The sequence below is a fragment of the Desulfovibrio sp. Huiquan2017 genome (genome assembly GCF_017351175.1).
Taxonomy (GTDB): domain Bacteria; phylum Desulfobacterota; class Desulfovibrionia; order Desulfovibrionales; family Desulfovibrionaceae; genus Pseudodesulfovibrio.
This window is the reverse complement of record NZ_JAFMPN010000006.1, coordinates 29,809-52,085: the sequence shown is the minus strand read 5'-3', so window position 1 is coordinate 52,085 and position 22,277 is coordinate 29,809. Positions and strand designations below refer to the sequence as shown.

Below are 22,277 nucleotides of genomic sequence, written 5' to 3'. Positions count from 1 at the left end.
TATACACCTCTTAGCGTTTGATGGGAATGCGCACGGTGAACGTGGCTCCCTTGCCGGGGGCGGAGTTCACCAGGATATCCCCGCCCAGTTCGTTGATGATTCGCAGGCTGACGGAAAGGCCGAGCCCGGTGCCCTCGCCCGGCGCCTTGGTGGTGAAAAACGGATTGAATATGCGCTTCAGATTCTCCTTGGAGATGCCCGGCCCGGTGTCCCGGATTTCGGTGCAGGCCATGTTGCCCTCGCGGTGAGTGGTAATGAAGATGTCGCCGTTCCGGTCCACGGCCTGGACCGCGTTGATCAGCAGGTTGAGGATCACCTGGCGCAGCAGCGGCGGGTCCGAGGGCACGGAGGGCAGGTCGGGGCTGAGGTGCCGGTGGATGCGTATCTGCCGGGGGGCCGACTCGCGTTCCACCAGTTCGAGCATGTCCTCCACCAATTGGTTGATGTCGGCGGGCTGGGACACGGGCTTGCGTTTGCGGGCCAAGTCCAGGAGCTTGTGGGTAATGTCCGAGCAGCGCGAGACCTGGGCGTAAATGACGTCCAGGCTGGAGCGGGCCTCGTCCAGGGCCTCGGGGGACGGGGCCGAGGCCAGGTTGTAGCGCATGAGTTCGGCTTCCTGAAGGATGATGTTCAGGGGGTTGTTGATCTCGTGGGCGATGCCGGTGGACAGTTCGCCCAGGGCCAGGACGCGCTGGGACTGGATGAGCTGGTCGCCCATTTCGACCCGTTCGGCCTGGGCCTGGTCCAGCCAGCGGGACGAGGCGAAGAGCAGCAGCCACATACCGCAGGCGATGGCCAGGGCCGCGGCCAGGGCCATCGCGTCCCCGGTTCGCCCGTGGAACCATGCGGCCGCGCCCACGGCCAGGCAGGAAACGGGATACGCCGAGCGGCCGAGCATGATCACCCGTCGCGCATAAGTCAGGCTCATAGTTGTCCCCGTCTCTGGATGCGCAGCTTGGCGTGTTCGTTGGCCGCTCGGATGCGCCCGAGCAGGTTGTCGATGGAGAACGGCTTGAGGATGTAGTCGTAGGCCCCGAGACTGATGCCCTCGATGCCGGATTGGAGGGAGCCGTGCCCGGTGAGCATGATGACTTCGGTGTCGCGAAACCGCTTGCGGATCTCCTTGAGGGTGTCGATGCCGGACATGCCGGGCATGCGCACGTCGAGTATGACCACATCCACCGGGTTGTCGCGGAGGAAGGCCAGGGCGTCCTCCCCGTTGATCACGGTGTCCACGTGCACGTTGCGCTTGGTCAGTCTCCGCTGGATGAGCTTCAGGAAATCGGGTTCGTCATCAACCACGAGTACGCGGATCTGGTTCATGCTTCCTCCTTGCCGCCGGTTAATTTCGGGCCGGCGAGGGGCAGGCGGAGGGTGAAGGTCGTGCCCTGCCCGGGTTCGCTGTTGACCCTTATGCTCCCGCCCAGCTTGTTCATGGTGCTGTAGACGATGGACAGGCCCAATCCGGTCCCCTCGCCGGTGGGCTTGGTGGTGAAGAAGGGATCGAAGACCTTGGACAGGTTCTCCTTGGGGATGCCCGGCCCGCTGTCGGCGATGTTCAGGACCACCCCGTTGTCGGCGGTCCGGGTGACCACCGATATCTGGCCGTCGCGGTCGATGGCGTCGATGGCATTCTCCAGGAGGTTCAGGATGACCTGTTGTACCTGGTTGGCGTCGGTGGTGATCAGCGGCAGATCCGGGTCCAGCTCGGTAACGACCTCGATGTTCCGGTGCCGGGTCTCGTTCTCCAGGAAAGAGGCGGTCTGGTTGACGAGCATGTTCAGGTCCACGTCCTCCTGGAGGGGCTCCATGCGCCGGGCGAAGCCGAGCATGCGGTGGGTCACGGTCCGGGCCCGCTCCACATGGCGGTCGATGTCCGAGACCGCCTCCTGGAGTTCGTCCACGGCCGGGCTGTCGCCCAACTCGCCGTCATTGATGATGTCCCTGATCCAGCCCGCGCTTTCCCGGATGATGGACAGGGGATTGTTTACTTCGTGGGCCACGCCGGCGGCCAATTTGCCCAGGGAGGCCATCTTGCTCGACTGCATGACCGCCGCGTCCATGGCCGCGCGCTGGCGGTCCGAGGCCCGCAGCCGGGATACGGCCGCAGATACGGTTACATAGGCCCCGACGAAGATCATCAGGGCGCAGGCCCCGAACAGGGCGTAGATGAGCGAACTGGTTCGCATCAGGGGGGAGAGTTCCTCTTCGGGGTTCTCCATGATGACCAGCCGCCAGTTGGTGTTGGGCAGAGGCGTGATCCCGGCGATGACCGGGACGTCATCCCGTCGCCAGGACTGGATTTCCACGCCTTCGCCTTGCGGATGCACGGGCAGGTTGACCTTGGTCAGGGCCTTGCCGCCGAAACGCGCCGGGGTCTGGAGCACGTCCTGGTCGTTGACGATGTAGGCGTCGCCCTGCTTGCCGGTGCGCACGTTGCGCACCAGCGAGGTGAAGATCTCGGAGTCGATGGTCGCGCGCAGAATCCAGGTCCGGCCCGCTTCCTGCCGCTTTACCGCGATGATGAAGTGCGGGAAGTTGCGGAAACCCATGAACACGTCGCTGATGTACAGCCCCTTGAGCATGGCTTGGTGGAACCACGGCTCGTCACGGTAGTTGACCTCCATGAGATCGAACGGACCGCAGTAGGCCTCGTGGCTGCCGTTTTGGCCAATGACGCCGATGTCGAAGAAGGAGCTGGACGTCCCGTGGATGGCGTCGAAGACCTTGTTCAGGTAGGCCTGGTTCGACATCTCGGCGAACGAGTGGATGTCGGCCAACATTTGGAGCTGGACCACCCGTTCGTTGAGGAACATGGAGATGGCGTCCCGCCGGTTGGAGACCATGAGCCGCAGGTTGTCGGTCAGCTTTTCCTCATAGGTCTGTCGGAATTCGTAGTGGATTACGTATCCCAGGGCAAAAAGCGGGATCAGGGAGAAAACCAGGGTGATCAACACCAGGTACCACTTGAGCCTGGAGTAGGTGCTGGAACTCATGCCGTGCACCCCGCTTCCCGCAGTTCGCCGGGCAGTCCTTCCAGCAGTTCCTCGATGTCCGCTTCGAACTTGTCGCGGTAGTGGACGACCATGGCCGGGGCGGCCATGGACATGTCGATCTGCCGGGTGTGCATGAGCAGGTAGCCGAGCATTGCCATGGCTTGTTCCACGGCCTGGCGGCTGACGCCTTCCAAGCGCGCGAACAAGGCGTCATCGCGTATTTCAACGATGAACCCGCGCTTTTCCAGGACTTCCGCCACCAGGCGCGAGCGCATTTGGCGGCGGTCCATGCTTGCCCCGCCTCCCTTGAATTGGAACAGGGCGTAATTGACGTTGGGGTCGTCGCCCGCGAACCCCTCTATGGTGCAGAAGTGGAAGCCGAACCTGGATTGCAGGTTGCAGTAATGGCCGCCCACGATGAAGTAGTTGCGTTCGCCCATGTCGTTGCGCACGCCCGCCGCCAGAGCCGGATTCTGGGCCGCGCTGGTCATGACCGACATGAATCCGTCCATGGTCGGCGCGGGCGGCCCTTCCCAGGGCACGGCCATCATGCCGTACCACAGGGCGCGCATGGGGCTCGACCGGACGTCGCCGATGGTGATGTTCCGGCGGGATTCGCCCCCGGCCTGGTCCGTGCCCGAAGTACCGCCGCCGATATCCACCAGCCAGTACTGCATGGCCTGTTGTCCGGTCAGTCTGCGCGCGCCCGCCACGGGGCGTTCGTCCTGGGTGAACATCTCGGAGACCGCCTTCTCATGGCAGAATCGGGTGATGTCGTGCATGGACCGGCATCCGTCGGGCCGGAAGTCCGGGGATTCGGGGTCGGTCAAGTGGAGCGGGGTGATGAATGTGAGGACCCGTTCCAGGGCCAGACCCACGTCCGTGGTGCGCATCCGGGCCGTCGGGCGGGCCTCCCGCTCGATCATCCGCTTGCGCCGTCCCAGATAGATGGTCCCGTTGTTTCCGTTGACCGTGATCACTCCCACGCCGGAGAGCCGTTCCACCGCGCCGGGCGCGCCGATGAGCGCGGGGATGCCGTACTCCCTGGCTACGTTGGCCAGATGGCCTACGGAACTGCCGAACTCGGCCACCAGGGCTGCGGCCCGGGGCAGCAGGGCGGACAGTTGCGGCCGGGCATTGCGGGCCAGCAGGACCGCGCCGTCCGGGAAGCGGAACATGTCCTCGTCCGTCTCCACCTTGACCACGTAGCCCGCGGCCGCGCCCGGGCTGGCCGGGATGCAGCCGGAGAGGATGGCCAGGCTTCGGCTTTCCTCGTCCGTGGCCGGGAGCTCGGCCGGCTCCTCGCAGATGGTCAGGGGGCGGCACTGTAGAATGACGAGCAGTCCCTCGCGGTCGCGGGCCCACTCGATGTCCTGGGGATGGCCGAAGTGGGCTTCTATGCGCAGGGCCAGGGCGGCCAGCCGCTCGGCGTCGTGATCCGAGATGGCTGGGGCCAGCTCTCTGCCGCCGTAAAGCTTTTCTTTGCGCACCTGGCCGCCCGAGGTCAGGACAAAACGGATTTCCTTTTCGGCGATGTCCCGGGTGACGATCTTGCCGGTCTCGCGGTCCACGGTCCAGGAATCGGCCAGGGAACTGCCGTCCACCACGGCGCAGGGCAGGCCGGGCACGGCATTGATGATGACCTTGTCCAAGCCCCCGCCCACGGGCGGCCGGGTGTAGATTACCCCGCCCGCCACGGCGTCTACCATCTCCATGCAGCCGACGGCCATGACCATCTCGTCCTCGCGTAGCCCCCGGTTGCGCACGTAGGTGATGGCCGTTGCCGAATACATGCTCGCTATGACCGCGCGGTAGGCGTCGGTCACCTGGGGAGGCTTGACCCCGAGCTTGGAGACGAACTGCCCGGCGAACCCGGTCTGTTCCGAGTCCTCGCCCAGCGCGCTGGAGCGCACGGCGAAACGGATGTCGCCCAGGCGGGCGCACTGTTCGCGCACGGCCTCCTCCAGTTCGCGGGGCATGGGAGCCAGGTCGATGGCTTGGCGGATGCTGGCCGCCAGGTCGCTCAACTCCTCCAGGGTGGTTCCGTCGTGGATCTGGATCAGTCTGTTGATCTCGTCATCCAGCCCGGTGGTCTGCATGAACAGTCGGAAAGCCGAGGCCGTGATGGCGAAGCCGCGCGGCACTATCGCGCCGAGTTCGGCCCGGATCTCGCCAAGCATGGCCACCTTGGAGCCGGTCTCGGGCAGGTCGATGGCGCGCACGTCGCGCATGCGCAACACCGGCGGCCCAAGAGGGCCCTTGGCCGGTCCGGAAAAGGCTTGGTCCATGTTTCGGACGATCTCGTTGAAGGCCTCGCGCAAGCCGTCGTATTTGCCCGGGGCCATGCGGCAGAGGCGTTCGATCATCTGGCGGACGCTGGAGGCGACCATGACGCTGTAGGCCCGTACCCGGGTGATCCCGGAAGGCTGGCCCGACCGGGCCGCGTCCGTCATCTCCGCCATGAGCTCCAGGGCCTTGCCGTTGGCCGAGAGCAGAAGTCGGAAGTCTTCAGATTTGTTGAGGAACTTGTCAACCGCTTCACGCTTTCCCTCAGGATTGCCGTGGATGAAGTGGAACAGGGTCTTAAGCGCGGTCTTCATGGCGAACCTCCGGGGCTACGGTTGGCCGCGATGGCGGGCGCGGATGGCGTCCAGCACCTTGAAATAAAGCTCGTCCGTGCCCACCGGCTTGAGCAGGAAGTCAAAGGCTCCCATGTCCATGCCCTCGATGAGCACGCGGGAATCGGCGTGGCCGGTGAGGATGATGATCGGCAGGTCCGGTTCTATGGCTTTGAGCCGCCGCAGGGTTTCGAGCCCGTTCATCTCCGGCATCATGACGTCGAGGACGACCACGTCGAAGGTGTTTTCGCGGACTTGGTCGATGGCCTCCTGGCCGCTGGCGGCCAGGGTGGTCTCCACGTTCCTGCGCGCGAAACGGCGGGCGTAGGCGTTCAGGAAATCGGTTTCGTCGTCAACCAGAAGCAGGCGTATCTTTTTCATAACGGTCCTCCCGTGTGGATCCTCCCGTCCGGAGCCGGGGGCGGGGGGCGTGCCCCCGGCCGGATGGGGAGGGTAAGGAATGCGTGCTCGCGCGCTGCCCGTTGCGCGAGGTCATTCCTAGTGGAACAATTGCTTCAGTTCGACGATGATCGGCGCGGCGGACCAGAAAAAGAGGAGCAGGACCACGGCGGTCAGGACGATGAGCGCGGCCGCCCTGAGCTTGCCCACTCCAGCCGCCTTGTGCAGCCCCACGCCGATGAGCACGGCCCGCACGGGCTCCATGACGATGGCCAGACCCGGAATCCAGGAGATGACCATGACCGCGCCGCTGGCGTAGGCGTAGATGTTGAAGATGCGGGCGAAGGGCACCCGCTCCTGGCCGGTCATGCCGATCAGGATGAAGGTGATGACCGCGCCGAAGGCGGGCATGAGCAGGGCGTTGAGCATCATGACCATGCCCATGGCCAAGGAGTTCTCGAAAAAGTAGGTCATGCTCACCGAGCAGTAGAACAGGGCCGAGATCATGAGGAAGATGAGCGCCCGGCGGGAGCCGGTCTCCTCAGCGACCCGTTCAAAGTAGCGCACGGGCGAGCGCATGACGTCCATCAATGTTTCGAAATATTCCCGGATCCCCATCCTGGTGCTTATTTCGCGTGTCGCTTCCATGGCCCCCTCCTTGGCTTAGAATATGTTCGTCGATTCCAGGATGCCCCAGAGCAGCATGCCCAGGGTCATCGCGAACAGGATGCGCTGTTCGGTCCGCTTGCTGAAATAGGTCACGCCCTTTTCATGGACAAAGCCTTTTTTTTCACTGGGTTTGCCAAACATTTTGGATTCCTCTTTTTGAACCGGCGGCCCGCCCTGGGCGGGCCGCCGGGTTGTTTTTTTCAGGTCAGGGTCGTCAGAACGATGGCAGGCTGCCGAACCCGAGACCCGTCCAGTAGATCGCCGTAAGGACGACGATCATGATGTTGGCGATGAACCACATTGGGATACCCACGCGCAGGTAGTCCTTGGGCTCCAGGTAGCCGGAGGCGTAGACGATGGCGTTGGGCGGGGTACCGATGATCAGGCAGTAGGCGAAGGAAGACGCTACTGCGGTGGCCATTGCCATGAACGGCAGGAAGGTGGTGCCGGGGTGCACGATGCTGGCCATGTTCAGGGTGATGGGACCGACCGCGGCGGCTGCCGGGCCGTCGGCCATCAGGTTGGTCAGCACGGCGGTCAGGCCGTTGGAGGTGAGCATCAGCGGGATGCCGTGGCTCATGCCCAGCGGGGCCAGCAGGTCGATGACGGACTGGGCCAGCCAGTAGGCGGCGCCGGTCTTATCCAGGGTGCGGCCGAAGATGATCGCGCCCGCGTACAGCCAGACAACGCCCCAGTCCACCTTTTCCTGATAGTCACGCCAGTTGACCACGCCAGCCAGCAGATAGGCCACTGCGCCCGCGACCGCTATGACGCCGATGCCGAGACGGATGGGGTAGATGCCCATGTTGTAGAATTCCTTCTCGGTGAACCACCCGAAGACCATGACGGCGAAGATGACCATGGCCCAGACCTGGTTTCTGTTCCACTTGCCCATCTTGCTGATTTCGCCTTCCAGGTGGCGCATGGCCGGGGCCAGGGAGGTGATGCGGGGCTTGAAGAGCATGTTGGTGGCGATCCAGGTGATCGGGATCATGACGATGACGAACGGGAAGCAGTACATGATCCACTGCGCGTACCCGATGTCCATGCCGAACATGTCGGTCAGGTAGGTCATCATGATGACGTTGCGGGCGCCGCCGGACGGGGCGCCGGGGCCGCCGATGTTACAGGCCATGGCGATGGTGATCATCAGCATCTTGGCCAATTCCTTGTCTTCGGGAATCTCGTCGGTCAGGCTGTTCTGGTAGAGCAGCATGCCGATGGGCAGGAACATGGCCGCCAGGGCGTGGTCGGAGATGAACGCCGCCAGCGGGGAGATGACGATGAAGAAGATCAGCGTGATCCAACGGACGTTGGGCACGGCGAGCTTTTTGAACATGAGCAAGCACATGCGCTTGTCCACACCGGTCTTGACGAAGGCCGTGGCGAACATGAGCGAACCCATGATGAACCATACCGCGTCATCCCAGTATAGCCCGGCGACCTCGCTGCGCGAGACCACGCCGGTGAAGACCAGAATGAGGCCGATGCAGAACGCCACGCCGGGCAGCGGCATGCACTCGGTCATGAAGCAGAAGACCACGAATACGACCATGGCGATGGCGACCTTGATGCTCCACGCGCCCTTGTTGGCGTTTTTCTGGTCCTTCTTGGACAGTTCGTCATAATTGAGGCCGTTCAGGCGCTTGTTGAAGGCGCCCTTCATGATGGTCAGATACTTGTCCGACGGGATATTGTCGCCGACATAGGTCAGCGCCCGCTTGAAGTTGGCCGAATCCACGGGGATCTTGTACTTTTTGGCCCACTTCTCGTTGCGCTTCATGAGCCGCTCTTTGGAGAGGGCGCCCATGCGCATGTTTTGTTCCATCAGGCGTGCGGTCAGGATTTCCCATTGGTCGCAATCGGAACTCTGCTTCTGGAAGAGTTGTTCACACAGATAGTTGGCCACGACCTTGGGGCCGACCGAATACTGCATGCCTACCTTCTTCATGCCCTGAGGGGTGGGAAGAACGAGGATCGCGACGAAAATTACCACCGGAATTATGAGCAGCTTCCAGTTGACGAACTTGTCGTAACCGGTTGCTTTCTTCTTTGCTTGAGCCATGTTGTAACCTCGCAATCGGGCTTCGGGTTAGCTGGACGAAATGATCTTGGCGATTTCGTAGAAGAGTTCCTGTTCGCGGACGATACCGATGTCTTCGTTCCCCGCTCTGACGAGCATGCGCCGGGCCGGGAGGGTGATCATGTTGTTGGCTACGTCCATGAGATTGGCGTCGGCGTCGATCACCGGAAGGGTGTCGGACATGATGTCGCGGACGGGATTGCCCATGATTTCCTTGACCCGCGAGGAAAACAGGCCCTGCCAGAACATGGTCGAGTACTGCAGACTGTCCGCCATGGACGGTTTGGGCGCGGACAGGTAGCCGGGCCGGATGGCGTCGATCAGATCGAGCGGGCTGAGCAGGCCCGCCACGCTGCCGTCGGGGTTGGTCACGATCACCGAACGGTGTCCGGTGTCCATGAGGCGGTCCGTGGCCATCAGGTGGCGCATGGACGATTCGAGCGCCGTGATGGCGTCGCGCACGGTGCTGTTCAGGGGAATCTGGGTGTACTCGTCCAGAGGGATCATGATTCCCTTGGCCAGCTTTTCGACATAGGGCGCCTTGGTGGCGTACTCGAAGGCGTCCTGAACCTTGGTGCTCAGGAGATCCACGTCACAGGGCTTGGCCAGATAGTCGAAGGCCCCGGTGTCCAGCGCCTTCTTCGCGCCGGGCATGTCGCCGTGCCCGGTGAGCATGATCACCGGGAGTTCCGGCATCTTTTCCTTCATCAATTTGAGGGTCTCGTGACCGTCGAGGCCGCCCATCTTGACATCCAACACGACAACGTCCGGCTTTTCGGCCAGTTTCTGCAACGCCTCTTCGCCACTGGCTGCCAGGATCGTGTCGAATCCTTTGCGGGCCAATATTTTCGCAGTGGTGGTGCGGAAGCGCTCCTCATCGTCGACCATGAGGACCTTGATTTTAACCATTACAACCTCCTTGAGTTAGCTAGCGCAGTTCACCCTGACCGGCGGACTCGGCCATCCGGGCAGAATGTATCTTCTGTTTTTGTAGCGTGACCTTTTCAAAGGCTTCCTCGGCCTTGCCGAGAAAATCCTTCATGCTGACTGGCTTGATCAGATAGTCCAAGGCGCCGAGCTTGAGCCCTTCCACTGCGGTTTCCATAGTGGCGTGACCGGTGAGGATAATGACCTCGCTGAGGGGGTAATCCTTCTTGATGTGCTGCAGCGTCTCCATGCCGTCCATTCCGGGCATTTTGATGTCGAGGAAGATGACATGCGCTTCATAGGTCTTCAGCACCTCCAAGGCTTCGGCCCCCGAAGTGGCCGTGCATGCCTCGATGCCGAGCTTCTCGAAGAGCTTTTTCGTGGTGCTGAGCAGACGTTCTTCATCGTCTACGAGCAGGATTTTCATCTTTTCCATGATGTCACCGTTGGGTTGATCGGTTGTTATTCCGCAATTGCTGCCCGGACTAAGCAACTCGCATGCCAAGCGTAACATGTTTATATTTAAGTATATATTTTCGCAAATTGGCTTGCACGATTGGCTTGCACGATGGTATTGCGCGCAAAAAACGGCCAGATTGGAGGTGTCTGGGGAGGAAACGGCAACCTCTCAGGAGGGGAGAGGAAGCCTACAGCCACAAGGGATGGCTGGAAAAAATCGAATCAGCACCGTACATCCCACATGACGAGAGGCATGGATACTGCTAGGCTATGTTACGATTATGTGACAAAATGGGCCGTTGCAAACAGGGGGGAATGGGATTCATGCCTTCGCTTTACTATGATAAGAACGACTATAGACTCCTTGAAATAGTTGAAGATGTTCTGAGTCGCGGCGTGGACAAGACGCAATTCAAGACTCTGCTTGAGCCATACCTGAAGCCGCACGGCATCAAGGAGCTGGCGGCGGACCGGGGATTGCGCATCGCCTACGCCATCATGCATCTGCTTGAATCCCTGAAGTCGGAACAGGCCTCGGACCGGACCAAGGCGCTCATCGCCCTGCGGGACGAGACCTTGACCGCGGCCAAGGGCGCCATGCGCAATAACCGGGCGCGGGTCCTGGTCCAGATCGGCAAGGAATTGGTTCGCGCCAAGGGGGACCGCTGCCGCCAGTTGGCCCTGGCGCACGACTTTCGCCGGGCCGCGGCCGGGAAGATCGGCTTCCTGCGCCAGCAGATGCGCCGCTATCACCTCCTGGAGATGCCCGAGGAGTGGAACCAGATCACTTTTGACGATCGCGTTCACGACGCCAACAGCAAGGGGCGCAAGTCCGCCACTCATCTGGTCATGGACGCCTGGATCAAGGGTATCCGCTACCTGACCGTGGTTTATTACGATTGTGTGGACCTGCCCGTGGCTCGGGAACTGCTCGCCTCGGCGGCCATTCTGGGCATCAAGGTGCGCATCGGCATAGAGTACCGGGCGTTGCACCGGGGCCGGTTCGTCAAGATCGTTTGGTGCCCCGGCGGACTCCGCGACGATTGCGACATAGAGGGGTTGTTCCGGGTGGACGCCGTGCGCGAACTCATGGAGCAGGGCCGGGAAGTGCGCGGTTCGCGATCCGAATACGTGCGGGCCGTAACCGAGGCCTTCAACACCCGCCACCGCCAGTCCATACAAAAGGAATTCGGGGTTCTGCTCCCGCCGGTTGATTATGATGAAATGGCCGTTGCGGCGGGCGTGGAGCAGCCGTCGATCCTGCACCTGGGCAACTACATCCATGCCCAGGCCATGCCGTTCTTCGAAGAGCGGGTGGCCTCTCTGCGCAAGGGGTTCGACCAGGCCGATTACGACGCCAAGGCGGCCATTGCCGTGCAGGTGGAGTCTTTGGACGCTTTGGACGTGGACACTATGGTGGCCCGCTACCTCTCTCCGGAGGAAAACCGGGATATCCCGGACCCGGACAGGCCCCGCGCCGAAGGATTGCCCGCACTGCTTTCCCTGTCTCCGGCGGAATTGACCTCCCGGCTGCGCAGGGCCGCCCATTCCAGTCACCTGACCCTGATCCTGGCGGACCTGGAATTGGAGGACGCGCTGGAGCTCTTGTTCCAGTGCCAGGGGCGGATCTCCCACCTTGAGGTCTTCAACACCAAGCACCTGGAGCCGGGCCAGACCCGGCTGCGCATGCCCTTCAGCCAGTTGCAGCAGGCCTTGAACGAGCAAAACGCGGTCAAGCTCAAGCGACTCATCCGGGGGTGCATGGACTCCGTTCGCGCAAAGGACGGCGAAGAGGCCGAGGACCGGCTGCGCGCCCTGGAGGGCATTCTGGAGCGGTTCGACCGGCTTCTTGAATTCTACAAGCGTGTGCCGCTGGGGACGAGCATCGGCTCAGGGTCCACCGGACGGTCCACCAGGACCCACGGCATGGGCTTCGCGGTCCTTGAGACCTTGCCCCTGCGGGGCCAACGGGAGGCCGCCCGGCTGCGCGCCGCCGACCGCATCCCGGTGCAGGGCACGACGATACGGTCCAACGAGTACGTCATGCCCAAACCGGGCAAGGGGTTGTGGGGCCGCATGATCCATATGGCCGCGCAGGTCACGGGCCTGCGACGGTTGGTCTGCCGGACGTGCTGCCGCTGGCGCGTGGACGGTTACGCCGTGACCGAAGCGGGCGGCAACGTGGTCGCCCTGGGCGGCAAACGGCGGGAGGGCAATGGGCTGTCTTTGTTCGCGCCCGCTGATTCCTGCAAGCGTCGTCCCTCGCCCGACCAGTTGAATTCCGTGCTCAAGAACGTGATCAAGGTCCTGGCCGGGTTCATCCCCGCCTTCCTGACCTTCTATCTGACCAAGGACTGGTGGATTCTGGCCTATTTTGGGGGGATCATCTGGTTCTCCATCACCGGTCTGCGCAACGTCATCCAGTCCGTGCTCGGCGGAGGCGGGTTGCGGCGTTCGCCCTTCCTGGCCTGGAACGACTATATCGACTGGGAGCGTATTGCCGATTCCCTGCTCTACACCGGTTTTTCCGTGCCCCTGCTGGACTGGTTGTGCAAGTCCGTCGTTCTGGACAAGGGACTTGGGGTGACCACGGCCACCAATCCGCTGTTGCTCTATTCCATCATGGCCCTGACCAACGGGGTGTACATCTCCAGCCACAACGTGATTCGGGGGTTGCCCCGCGAAGCCGCAGCGGCCAACTTCTTCCGCAGCGTCCTGTCCATTCCCATCGCCATGCTCTTCAACTGGGGTGCCCAGGGGCTTCTGGTCCTGGGCGGTTCCGTCGATCCCATGGCCGTGCTGCAATTGTGGGCGGCGGTCATCTCCAAGCTCGCCTCGGATTGCGTGGCCGGGGTCATCGAGGGGTTCGCGGACCGTAGGCGAAACATCGCCATGCGCCGCTGGGATTACACCGAAAAGTTGCACCAGGTCTTCGAAATCTACTCGCGCCTGGAGATCGCCTTCCCCACCCGGGACATGCTCGGCATGCTCAACCGGCCCGCCGAGTTCATCGACTTCTCTCGGGAGTCGAATTTTAACCATGTGCCCGAGGTCATCGCCAACGCCTTGGACATGCTCTACATCATGGCTTACAAGCCGCGCGCCCACGAAGCCTTGCGCCAGGCCCTGGAGGCCATGTCCGAAGACGAAGTGGCCGTGTTCCTGGCCTCGCAACAGGTCTTGCGCGAGGAACAGTCCGTGTCCATGCTCTTTGTAAACGGGCTGGTGGGCCGCAACTTCGCCAAGGGATTGTCCTTCTATCTGACCCGCTACTCCGCCTATCTGGACGAGATCGGCAAGATGGCCGCCGAGGCCCTGGGAAAAATGGCGGGGGACGGGTCCGAAGCCCCGTCCCCCGATGGGGTCCCGTCCCGGGAGGAGGACGGTCTTACGCACTCTTGCCGGGGATACGAACGGTGAAGGTTGTGCCTTCGCCCTTGGTGCTGGCCACGGTCAGCTCCCCCCCGAGGGAGTCGATGATGGAATGGCACACGGAGAGGCCCAACCCCGTGCCCTGGCCGGGCGCTTTGGTAGTGAAGAAGGGCATGAATATCTTGGACAGGCTTTCCTGATTGATGCCGCAGCCGTTGTCGGCCACGGTGATCACCGCGTTGCCCCGGTCGTCGGCGTGCGCGTTCACGTCGATGCGCCCGCCTTTGGCCCCGTGACGGTCCACCACCGCGTGGATGGCGTTGTTCAACAGGTTGATCATGACTTGCTGCAACTGGCCCGGGTCCGCCAGAACATGCGGAATGTCCGGAGCCACCTCGCAGGTCACGCCGATGCCGTTGACCTGGGCCTTGTTCTCAACCATGGCCCCAACCTTGGGCAGGAAGTCGGTCAGGTCCACGTCCTGGACCTGCGGTGCATCCTGTCGCCCGAAGCGCAGAATCTCGCGGGTGATGGCCGCACAGCGGCCGATCTGGATCTGGAACTGGTCGGCGATCTCCTTGAGTTCGTCGCAGGCCTCCCGGTTGGAACATTCGTCGGTCACATCCTTGAGGGTCAGGTCCAACAGGGCCAGATCGGTTTTCATGATCTGTAGCGGGTTGTTGATCTCGTGGGCGAAGCCTGCGGCCATTTCCCCCAGTTCGGCCAGGCGGGCGGCCTGGAGCAACTGACCTTCCAGTTTGCTGACCGCCTCGGCCTGGCCGTGCAGGGTCTCGGACAGCCTGCGGCTGACCACGAGGGCCAGAATGACGATGACCGCCCCACCGCAGAGCAGCACGAAGATGACCGTGTAGCCCGCCATGACGACGGCATGGAAGGCCTCCTCCTTCTGTTGGCGGACAACAAGCCGCCACTTGCCGTCGTTGAGGCGGGCCGAGGCGAACAGATAGTCCTCGCCGTCGTCCGCGCCCGTGAAGGAGATGAGATTTTCGGCCTGGGCCGGGTAGGGATAGTCGTCGTGTTCGAGCAGGATGCCGCCCGAGCGGCGGTTGGTCTGAAACACTCCGTCCCGGTTGAGGATGTACGCCTCACCGGTGCTGCCGATGCCCGGCGCGTTGACCATGTTGCCGAAGACCGTGGGGTTGATGGTGGCCCTGAGCATCCAGACCTGGCCGTGCATGCGCCTGGCCACAGCCACGACGAAGTGAGGCACCTTGCGGTAGCCGAGAAAAACGTCGCTGATGTAATAGCCATTCTCCAGGGTTTCCTTGTACCAGTCTGCGCCGCTGTAATTCTTGCCGGACAGGCCGAAGGGGCCGGAATAGGCTGCGTGCCGCCCTTGCGGGTCGATCAGGCCCATGTCTTGGAAAACCTGTCCGCCGGTGCGTAGCCACGCCTCGACTTCCTCCTGCGCCCGGGGCCCGCTCAGGGCATCCTCGGGGAGCAGGGCCAGGAACGATTCCAGGTCGCTGCGCCGCTCATGAAGAAATTCGTCGATGAGCATGGTCCGGTCCACGGCGGCCTGGCGGATGGAGGAGACGGCAAAGCGCCTGGACTCTCCGGCAAAGGAGTAGAACCCGATGGCTGCCGAGATGAGCAGGGGGATCGCCGGGATGACGATCATGGAGATGAAAAGCAATCTGTGTATCCCGCAAAGAGGTTTCTGCTTGGCCATGATTTTGTCTGCCTGATTTTTTTGCAAGATGTTTTGATAAAATTATATTTATTACAAATGGTTAAAAAATCGCGCAAAATTATTGTGTTGCGTCATAACGACGAGGTGTATTTAGCAACCATCGTGCCGAAAAGGATTTGACAAAGTGGTCGGGAGCGGCATAACGGCAAAAAACGTACAAGGCGGAACGTGTTTTTTCGGCCGCCGCAACCGAGTGAAGGGGGGATTTCATGGCATCGACAACCACCGCGGGCTCCCGTATGTCGGATTGGATGCGCCGCCACCTGCCCGGCCTGGTGCGCAGGCTTGGGCTGCGGGGCAAGTTGCTCCTGGCCCTGATGCCGTCCATTGTGGGTATCCTCCTGTTCACGGGCTGGGCCTCCTACCGGGTTTCGGACGAATTCATCGACATCGCGATCAGCCGCACCGTGCGCCAGAACACCATGGCCGTGGCTCACGAGATGGAGCAGTATCTGGATGGCTGCCGCACGGATCTGCTTTTCTTCGCCGGAGGACGCACCGACGCCGCCGGGTTACGCGACGAATTCATGCGATTGCTCAAGGCGGGCGGCAGATCATACCTCGAACTCTGCTATCTTCCAGCCTCGGGCGGGGAACCCGTGGTTCTGGTCCGCCAGGGGGAAAACGTGCGGGCCGTGGCCCCGGACTCCCTGGATCGAGTGCGGCCCAACCCCTTTGCCGAACTCGATCGCCTGGGGGCGCTTGCCCCCGGTCGAGTGGTCGCTTCCGACATCCTCGACGTCTCCTACCCCATGCCCACCGAAGGCAGCACCAACCGCTTCATGACCGCCAACGTGGTCCGCTTCTATACCGCCTGTCCCGGCAACGGCACCGAGCCTCCGGGTCTGCTCTTCCTGTCCGTGGAGGCGACTACATTGCGCAATATCCTCTCGTGGTACAATTCGCGCAAGTCCCCCCTGTGGGCCTACCCTCGGAGCGACGAAGTGCGCTTTAGCTATTTCTTGAATCATGACGGCTGGATGCTCTTTCAGTCCGAAGACTACGACAAGCAGCACAATGATCTGACCACCTTCCTGGCCCGTGAGGGATTCGACGGCTCGCTGGGCAAGCCTGGCAACAAGGCCGCCTTCCGGCCCAACGAAAGGTACTCCCGCTATTGGGAGGCCGTGGCCGCCATGAACAAGGGCGAAAACGGGTTGGTTCGCGTGGCGGAGGAGCATCCCAAACAGTCCGGCGTGGATTTCCATTACTTCAGCTATGCCCCGGTCTATTTCAAGACCGATCCGGCCGGACCGCCTTCGGTCTATGGCGGGGTGATCTTCGTGGATCGCAGCCAGTTGCCGATCATCGCGGGCTACAAGAACATGGACGTCATGCTCTTTGTGACCCTCGGCGGCATCGTGGTCATCTCCGTCCTCGTCTTTCTCTTCGGGCGTATCCTGACCAAGCCTATCCGCGAGTTGGCGGCGTGCATGAATACCTTGAACTCGTTGGAGGAAATGGAGGAGATTTATCTCCCGTACAACGGCTACGACATCACCGTCCTTCAGGAATCCATCAACAACATCATCCGCCGGGTCAAACAGCAGGTGGTCGAGATACAAGCCAAGGACGAGGCCATTCTCAACGTGAACAAGCGTGAGCGCGCCTCCCTGGACCGCGAGCGAGAACTGCTGGTGGAGAACGAACTGAGCCGCGTTCCCGAGATCGTCGGCGTGGGCTCGGCCACGGCCAATCTCAAAGTCAACATCCTCAAGGCCGCCCAGGTGGATGTGGACGTGCTCATCGCGGGCGAGACCGGCACCGGCAAACAGTTGGTGGCCGAGGGCATCCACGCCCATTCCAGCCGCGCGGAAAAGCCGTTCATTTCCATCAACTGCGGCGCCCTGGACGAGAACCTGCTTCTCGATGCCCTGTTTGGCCACGTCAAGGGGGCCTTTTCCGAGGCCAAGGAAGACCGCAACGGCGCGTTCGTCGAGGCCGACGGGGGTATCCTTTTCCTGGATGAAATCCAGTCCGCCTCCGCCAAGGTCCAGCAATCCCTGCTCCGGGCCCTGGCCTCGCGCAAGATCAAGCCGCTGGGCAGCGACCGCGAAGTCGCCGTGGACGTGCGCATCCTGGCCGCCACCAACGTGGACATTCCGTCCCTCATCGAGGACAAGTCCTTCCGCGAGGATCTTTACTACCGGCTCAAGGTCATCTCCATCAACACGCCGGCCCTGCGCGAAAATCGCGAGAACATCCCGCTTTTGGCCGTCTACTACCTCAAGCAGGCCGAGGCCCTGGCCGGACGCGAACATTTGGATCTGAGCAAGGGGGCCCTGGCCAAGCTCGTCTCCCACGATTGGCCCGGCAACGTCCGCGAACTGGTCAATTGCATTACCCGCGCTGCGGTCATGGCCGAAACCGACATCATTCAGCACGAGGAAATTCGTCTGGAAAGCGACTTCTATACCTGGCCCACCCAGCCCCAGCCCGGGCCGTCCCCGGATGCAGGCAAGCCGCACTCTGCGTCTTCCGGGACTCCCTCGGCGACCGCTCCGTCGCACCCTGTCCCGTCCTATCCCGTTCCGCAGCAATCCGCCCCGGTGGAAACCGATGCGGGCTTCAACTCCCGCCAGAAAGAAGCCTGGGACGTCATCCGCAGACAGGGCACTATTACCCGCAAACAATACCAGGACCTGGTCGGCGGTAATCTGCCCACACGGACCGCCATTTACGACCTTCAGGACCTTGTCAAGCGCGGCCTTCTGGTCAAAAAGGGCAAGGGGCCTTCCACTCGCTACGAACTGACCGGGGACTAGCCATGCCTTTGGGCTCCGCCGCTTTTGGAGTCTCGATCCGCATACATGCGAACAACACGAAGGCCGATGGACGGGATTTCCCGTTCATCGGCCTTCGTGCCGCGTCTTGAATCTTGCCTCGCCGTTTCGCAGGGAGCCGGAGAGAATCCTTGCCCGACAGCGTCATTTTGACGGCCGGTAACCCGGCAGCGGGTTGGATGCGAAGAAGGGGCTGCAGGATTGCGAGTCCGTGCCCGCCGCAGGCGGAATCATCTAAATCTCGCCGCGGAGCGGCTTCCAGCAATTGCTTTTTCCTTTCTTTGTGAAGGGGCCGGTCCCCAAAAAAAAGCGGCCCCAAGAAGGGGCCGCCGCAATTTTCTCGCCGCTTCGCTATTTGGCGGCTTCGCGGGCCGCCTTGAGCCACCCGTTCCATTTGTCCTGATTGTTCTTGATCCATTCGTCGGCATGTTTGGCAATGGCCTTGTCGGACTTTTCGCCTTGGTTCATGCGGGTGTTCTGGGCGCTGATGTCGGCCAGGGGCAGGGTGAAGAGTTCGAGGAACTTGGCCGCGGCCGGGTTCTTCGCCAGGAACTTCTTGTTGGCCACCGCGCGGATGTCGGAGACCACGAAGCCGGCCTTGAGCGGGTCGGAGACCGCGCCTTCCACGCCGGACACGGTCATGCGATCGGCGTTCGGGGCCTGGGACTCGGTGGGGTTGATCTCAGGCACATTGATCCAGACCACATCCTTGCCGGGCTTGAACTTGTAGACGGTCCAGTTGGGCGTCCAGGTGTAGAAGAAGGCCGGCTTGCCGGACTTGTATTCGCCCAATGCCGCGGCCATGCCCGCCTCGTAGGAGGCCTTGACCGGATTGATGTAGTCACCCAGGTCGTAGACCTTCATATGGTGGGTGATGACCTTTTCGCAGCCCCAGCCCGGAGGGCAGGCGGTCAGGTCGGCCTTGCCGTCGCCGTTGGAATCGAAGGCCTTTATGACCTCGGGACGCTTGAAGTCGTCCAGGGACTTGATGTTGTACTTGTCTGCATCACGTTTGGACACCAGGTAGCCCTGCATGCCACCGGCCTTGGCCACAAAGCCGATCTTTTGCGCCTTCTCGTCGAAGTTCTTGGGCAGTTGGGCGTCGTGCATGGGGAACCAGCCGTTGACCCAGTAGTCCACGTCGCCCAGCGTCACGGACTTGTAGAAGATGGGGTTCGCTAGGTCACGGGGCCTCTTTACGGTATACCCGAGTTCCTCCAAGCCCTTGCGGACCAGGGCCTCCTGGAAGAAGCCGGTATTCCAGGTGGCGCGTGCGGGTTGGACGGTGACGCCCTTGCCGGGCTGCGTGTCCATGGCCATGGCGGCGGATGCGATCAGGACCGCAAACAGTGCGGTCAGCGTGAGTTTCATCAGTTTCATAAAACCTCCTCGAATTCGATTTCGGTTATTTCTTTTGAGCCATTGACTGGGTGATGCGGTCCAGGACGATGGCCATGAGCACAATGCCCAGGCCGCCGACCACGGCGCGTCCGATGTCCAGGGTGTTCAGCCCGAGGATGACCGGGGAGCCGAGTCCGCCTGCGCCGATGAGCGCGGCGATGACGACCATGGACAGGGCCATCATGATGGTCTGATTCAGACCCGCCAGGATGGTCGGCAAGGCCAGGGGAATCTGAACCTTGAAGAGCACCTGCCGCCGGGTGGCCCCGAAGGCCTGAGCCGCCTCCACCAGTTCCGGGTGGACCTGGCGGATGCCCAGGCTCGTCAGCCGGATGATGGGGGGCAGGGCGAAGATGATGGTCGCCAGCACGCCCGCCACATTGCCCACGGAAAAAAGCATGACGATGGGCACGAGATAGACGAAGGCGGGGGTGGTCTGCATGGCGTCGAGCACGGGCCGGAGTCCGGCCTGGAAGCGATCACTACGGCCGGACATGATGCCCAGCGGGATGCCGATCACGGCGCAGATGACCACGGACGAGAGGACCATGGCCAGGGTGATCATGGTGTCTTCCCACAGGCCCAGGAAGCCCACCAGGAGCATGGAGCACAGAGAGAAGACGGCCAGACGCTTGCCCGAGAATTTCCAGGCCAGGAAGCAGACCACGGCGATGATGATGAGCGGGTGCAGGGCGGTCAGGCCGTGCTCGAAGCCGGTCAGCAACTTGTCCACGGGCCATTTGAGCATCTGGAAAAATTCGCGGTAGTTGTCCACTAGCCATTCCACGGCCACGGAAACCCATTGGTCTAGGGGGATAATTAGATTGTCGAACATTATTGGTCACCTCCTTCGGAAAGGGCCACTTCGGTCTTATGCAGGATCGTGAGAAAACGGTTTTTGGAGACCACGCCGAGGTAGCGGTTTTCATCATCCACCACCGGGATGGGCCAGGTGGAAACGGCCACCAGCGGCAGGATGTCCTGCATGGAATCGTCACGATGCACGGCCACGGCCTCGGGCAGGTAGACCTGGCTCAGCGGGTGCTCCGGCAGTCCCGCCTCCAAGGCGTTGCGGATGCCCTCTGACGAGACCACGCCGAGGAAATGGCGGCGCGAGTCGATCACGTAGGCGTGATCCAGTTCGCTGCCGCTCAGGATTTCGTGGGCGATGCGCAGGCTGCCGCCCTTGGTGACCACGATGGTCGGGTGGGAATCGCGCACGATGTCGCCCGCGCTGAGGACCCCGGTGGGATCCACACCTCGGAAGAAGGCGCGGACGTAGTCGTTGGCGGGGTTTTGCAGGATTTCATCCGGCGTGCCCACCTGGACCACGTTGCCGCCTTCCATGATGGCGATGCGGTCGCCGATGCGCAGGGCCTCGTCCAGATCGTGGGAGATGAATACGATGGTCCGTTGATGTTCCTCTTGAAGCTTGAGCAGTTCATCCTGCATTTCGGTGCGGATGAGCGGGTCAAGCGCCGAGAAGGCCTCGTCCATGAGCAGGATTTCCGGGTCCACGGCCAGGCCGCGGGCCAGCCCGACGCGCTGCTGCATGCCGCCGGACAACTGTTTGGGATACTGGTCCTCCCATCCGGCCAGGCCTACCTGCTCCAGAGCCTCGCGGGCGCGTTCGTGCCGTTTGGCCTTATCCACCCCGGCCAGCTCCAAGCCGAAAGCGGCGTTGTCGAGCACGGTCTGGTGCGGCATGAGGGCGAAGGACTGGAAGACCATGCTCATGTTGTGCAGCCTGAATTTGACCAGTTCGTCGTCGCTCATGGCGGTGACGTCCTCGCCGTTGACCAGGACCCGCCCGGAAGTGGGCTCGATGAGCCGGTTGAGCATCCGCACCATGGTGGATTTGCCCGAGCCGGACAGCCCCATGATGACGAAGATCTCGCCGTTTTCGATGGTGAAGGAGGCGTTGTTCACGCCTACGGTCATGCCGGTTTTTTCCAGGACCGACGTTTTGTCGTGGCCCTGCTTGAGCATCTCAAGGCCCTTGCGGGGCTTGCTGCCGAAGATTTTGTACAAATTCTCTACGCTGATTTGTCCCATAGGTACTCCGTTGAGTGTGATGATGATCTCCCTCGCCGGGGGCGGGGAGTATCGGGGAAAGACTTCCGAAATGGAGTTAAAAGAGGGGGACTCGGTCGCGAAGGCCGCAGAGAGAGGCCGTATGCGGTCGAGAAAGGGGCAGGGCTTCCTGCCCGCTATGACATTTCGAAGTCAGTGGCATGTAAAATTACTGATGCAAAAAATTTAATGTTGTTTTGCTGATGATACAGTGATGAGTTGCTGCAATAATGTCATGTATTATGTTTTAGCAACTGCAACAGTGGATTTATTACTGTATTATCTCTTGAACTTTTTGTTACAATCTGAAAACAACATTAATTGATGTGCATCATCGAATTTCAAGTGGCGAGTCTATCTGAATAAAGTCATCGTGTCAAAAATTGATTTTTTATTTGCTATATGACCAGATTTTAAGCTGGATAATCTCAAATAACATCGGCTAAAAAGCAGTTGTCTGGAATGATGTTTTGCTCGCTTCCGGCCGGCGTTCGGCGGCGATGCGCGGGAGGGCTCGAAGAGGGGGGGGGATGGTCTTGCCGGACGCCGGGTTGTTCCGACGGGAACCTTGGCCGGTTTTCACCCCCGGCGGGACCATCCTTTTGGAAACGTTCCTTTCGGGTGAGACCGGCATCCGGGTGATCCTGCCGGAACGGGCGCATTGGCGGCCGGTCGCCGCATCTCCGGCAAACGAAGGCCCGGCGGGGTGTCCCGTCGGGCCTTGTTGCGTGTCGGTTGCGTATTGACTAGGCGAACAGGGAAAAGCGGATTTCACCGTTTTTC

The 22,277-nt window shown here is 61.7% G+C and carries 16 protein-coding genes; 2 read left to right on the top strand and 14 right to left on the bottom strand.

Features of this window, described 5'->3' with window-relative positions:
- Nucleotides 1–10 precede the first annotated feature (10 nt).
- From J0909_RS06165 to J0909_RS06120, 10 genes are all read right to left on the bottom strand, one after another.
- Complete coding sequence (locus tag J0909_RS06165) at nt 11–928, bottom strand: sensor histidine kinase (protein WP_286181827.1); 918 nt, start codon at nt 926–928, stop codon at nt 11–13.
- Nucleotides 925–1,323, bottom strand: a complete 399-nt coding sequence (locus tag J0909_RS06160; RefSeq protein ID WP_207261344.1) for a sigma-54-dependent transcriptional regulator — start codon at nt 1,321–1,323, stop codon at nt 925–927. The genes J0909_RS06165 and J0909_RS06160 overlap by 4 nt, the downstream gene beginning before the upstream one ends.
- Nucleotides 1,320–2,996 (bottom strand): sensor histidine kinase, encoded by a 1,677-nt coding sequence (locus J0909_RS06155; protein WP_207261343.1) that lies wholly within the window; start codon nt 2,994–2,996, stop codon nt 1,320–1,322. Before J0909_RS06155 ends, J0909_RS06160 begins: the two co-directional genes overlap by 4 nt.
- Nucleotides 2,993–5,596, bottom strand: a complete 2,604-nt coding sequence (locus J0909_RS06150) for a PEP/pyruvate-binding domain-containing protein (protein WP_207261342.1) — start codon at nt 5,594–5,596, stop codon at nt 2,993–2,995. The genes J0909_RS06155 and J0909_RS06150 overlap by 4 nt, the downstream gene beginning before the upstream one ends.
- 15 nt (nt 5,597–5,611) lie before the next feature.
- Nucleotides 5,612–5,995, bottom strand: a complete 384-nt coding sequence (locus J0909_RS06145) for a response regulator (protein WP_207261341.1) — start codon at nt 5,993–5,995, stop codon at nt 5,612–5,614.
- Between the two features lie 117 nt (nt 5,996–6,112).
- Nucleotides 6,113–6,661 (bottom strand): Yip1 family protein, encoded by a 549-nt coding sequence (locus J0909_RS06140; RefSeq protein WP_207261340.1) that lies wholly within the window; start codon nt 6,659–6,661, stop codon nt 6,113–6,115.
- Between the two features lie 15 nt (nt 6,662–6,676).
- Nucleotides 6,677–6,823, bottom strand: coding sequence for a hypothetical protein (locus J0909_RS06135; RefSeq protein WP_207261339.1), 147 nt, complete (start codon nt 6,821–6,823; stop codon nt 6,677–6,679).
- Between the two features lie 73 nt (nt 6,824–6,896).
- Complete coding sequence (locus J0909_RS06130; RefSeq protein WP_207261338.1) at nt 6,897–8,747, bottom strand: SLC13 family permease; 1,851 nt, start codon at nt 8,745–8,747, stop codon at nt 6,897–6,899.
- Between the two features lie 27 nt (nt 8,748–8,774).
- Nucleotides 8,775–9,674, bottom strand: a complete 900-nt coding sequence (locus J0909_RS06125) for a response regulator (RefSeq protein WP_207261337.1) — start codon at nt 9,672–9,674, stop codon at nt 8,775–8,777.
- A gap of 19 nt (nt 9,675–9,693) precedes the next feature.
- Nucleotides 9,694–10,128: a response regulator gene (locus J0909_RS06120; RefSeq protein ID WP_286181826.1), complete on the bottom strand. Its 435-nt coding sequence runs from the start codon at nt 10,126–10,128 to the stop codon at nt 9,694–9,696.
- Nucleotides 10,129–10,475: 347 nt separating this feature from the next.
- On the opposite strand from J0909_RS06120, the gene J0909_RS06115 reads away from it, so the two are divergent.
- Nucleotides 10,476–13,571 carry a hypothetical protein gene (locus J0909_RS06115; protein WP_207261335.1) on the top strand — a complete coding sequence of 1,032 codons (3,096 nt, stop codon included), beginning with the start codon at nt 10,476–10,478 and terminating at the stop codon, nt 13,569–13,571.
- Here the strand turns inward: J0909_RS06115 and J0909_RS06110 are convergent.
- Entirely contained in the window at nt 13,540–15,216 is a 1,677-nt protein-coding gene (locus J0909_RS06110) for a sensor histidine kinase (protein WP_207261333.1), read from the bottom strand. The two genes, J0909_RS06115 and J0909_RS06110, sit on opposite strands and share 32 nt — an antisense overlap.
- Before the next feature lie 230 nt (nt 15,217–15,446).
- On the opposite strand from J0909_RS06110, the gene J0909_RS06105 reads away from it, so the two are divergent.
- Nucleotides 15,447–18,002 carry a sigma 54-interacting transcriptional regulator gene (locus J0909_RS06105; RefSeq protein ID WP_207261331.1) on the top strand — a complete coding sequence of 852 codons (2,556 nt, stop codon included), beginning with the start codon at nt 15,447–15,449 and terminating at the stop codon, nt 18,000–18,002.
- Nucleotides 18,003–18,371: 369 nt separating this feature from the next.
- Here J0909_RS06105 and proX read toward each other — a convergent pair whose 3' ends face one another.
- Genes proX through proV form a run of 3 tightly spaced genes read right to left on the bottom strand, consistent with a single transcriptional unit; the run spans nt 18,372 to nt 21,476 of the window.
- Nucleotides 18,372–19,400: a glycine betaine/L-proline ABC transporter substrate-binding protein ProX gene (proX, locus tag J0909_RS06100; RefSeq protein ID WP_207261329.1), complete on the bottom strand. Its 1,029-nt coding sequence runs from the start codon at nt 19,398–19,400 to the stop codon at nt 18,372–18,374.
- 25 nt (nt 19,401–19,425) lie between these two features.
- Nucleotides 19,426–20,256 (bottom strand): ABC transporter permease, encoded by an 831-nt coding sequence (locus tag J0909_RS06095; RefSeq protein WP_207261327.1) that lies wholly within the window; start codon nt 20,254–20,256, stop codon nt 19,426–19,428.
- Nucleotides 20,256–21,476 (bottom strand): glycine betaine/L-proline ABC transporter ATP-binding protein ProV, encoded by a 1,221-nt coding sequence (proV, locus tag J0909_RS06090; RefSeq protein WP_207261326.1) that lies wholly within the window; start codon nt 21,474–21,476, stop codon nt 20,256–20,258. Before proV ends, J0909_RS06095 begins: the two co-directional genes overlap by 1 nt.
- Nucleotides 21,477–22,277: the final 801 nt, after the last annotated feature.